The organism is Enterobacter cloacae complex sp. GF14B, from assembly GCF_004136805.1.
GTDB lineage: Bacteria > Pseudomonadota > Gammaproteobacteria > Enterobacterales > Enterobacteriaceae > Enterobacter > Enterobacter hormaechei_C.
The window spans coordinates 1-1,483 of the sequence record NZ_QFRV01000108.1 but is presented as its reverse complement, the minus strand read 5'-3'; the positions used below and the strand labels follow the sequence as shown (position 1 = coordinate 1,483).

Here is a 1,483-nt window from a genome sequence, read left to right as displayed (position 1 = left end):
CGGACCGCCGTTTTGAATAACGAACTGCAGGATAAATTTGTCTGCTGGTATCCGGGTTTTCAAAGTGACGGGAAGGGACCAGCGATGGCAGCATAGCTCACGCTGCCCCAATATTTTTTATGCTCTCCTAGTTGTTTGCGGTCTTGCGTGGCAGGGAGCAGGCATCTTTAACTTGCCTTTCACAGTGATGCTATGGACTATCATTAGATTAATTATCGTGGTATCGCTTGTATTTATTACTGGAAAATTCGGTCTATCAAGAGAGTTTACTTTCCCCGCAGCAGCAGTAGGTTTAGCTTTTAGTTTATTCCCTGTCCTTGATCATATTGCGTTAGGTTATTCTGCTAAAAATTTCTATGAAACCACTAATTTTATGGGGCAAACGGTTCGGGAATTTGGTGCCAGTAAAATTACGGTCTGGTGGGGTTCGATTTATGCCAAAATAGCCTATGCTAGCCTTGCAGGTTTAATTGGATATGGTGTTAAGGTCGCCACTGATGATTAAAAAAGAAAAACCAACTTGAAGTTGGTTTTTTTGGCACTGTTGCAAATAGAGATTTGAGTCGATGATGTTCCCTTTAAAAAGTACTTAGAGACCGAAAACCCTGTTGATTAGACACACTTCACCCTGAGGCTGACCATAATAAAATGACGATGCTTGTCCTTTACGTAGTGCACGCATGACTTCAATACCTTTAATTGTGGCATAAGCCGTCTTCATAGATTTGAATCCTAATGTGGCCCTGATGATCCGCTTTAGCTTGCCATGATCACATTCAATCACGTTATTTTTATACTTAATCTGCCTGTGCTCAAGGTCTGGTGGACATTTACCTTCCCGTTTTAACCGTGATAAAGCACGTCCATATGTGGGTGCTTTATCCGTGTTGATCACTTGTGGAATTTGCCACTTCTTCACATTATTTAAAATTTTTCCAAGAAAACAATATGCTGATTTGGTATTACGTCTAGAAGAAAGATAAAAATCAATGGTATCGCCACGTTGATCGACTGCACGATACAGATAAGACCATCGTCCATTCACTTTTACATAGGTTTCATCAATATGCCACGAGCTCAGATCTGTAGGATTACGCCAATACCAGCGTAAACGTTTTTCTATTTCAGGAGCATAACGTTGAACCCAACGGTAAATAGTCGTGTGATCAACATTCACACCCCGTTCGGCCAGCATTTCCTGCAGTTCACGATAGCTAATGCCATATTTACAATACCAGCGCACAGCCCAAAGAATGATTTCGCCCTGAAAATGCCGACCATGGAAAGGATTCATATGCTGCACCTTTAGCTAAAACAGTCTTCAGCTTACCATTCGTGGTTATTTGCAACAGTGCCGCTGACGCACACCATCGCCCACCGGGTGGGTCGCTATCTGGAACGGCAAGGCCTGCTGGAACGGGATGTCGAAAACAGCTATCTGGCCTCGGATGCGGTGGATGACGACCCGATGACACCCCTGCTG

Annotated in this window: 2 protein-coding genes; one reads left to right on the top strand and one right to left on the bottom strand. The window is 43.4% G+C overall.

Annotated features, from left to right (window positions below; genetic code table 11):
• The first annotated feature begins 64 nt into the window (after positions 1-64).
• Positions 65-505: a hypothetical protein gene (locus DD606_RS22370; protein ID WP_255573115.1), complete on the top strand. Its 441-nt coding sequence runs from the start codon at positions 65-67 to the stop codon at positions 503-505.
• Between the two features lie 84 nt (positions 506-589).
• Here the strand turns inward: DD606_RS22370 and DD606_RS22365 are convergent, their stop codons facing one another.
• Positions 590-1,294: an IS6-like element IS1006 family transposase gene (locus DD606_RS22365; RefSeq protein WP_001067784.1), complete on the bottom strand. Its 705-nt coding sequence runs from the start codon at positions 1,292-1,294 to the stop codon at positions 590-592.
• Positions 1,295-1,483 lie beyond the last annotated feature (189 nt).

Excerpts from the sequence above, each read along its gene's own strand:
- DD606_RS22365 (WP_001067784.1), bottom strand. The coding sequence starts at position 1,294 with ATGAATCCTTTCCATGGTCGGCATTTTCAGGGCGAAATCATTCTTTGG.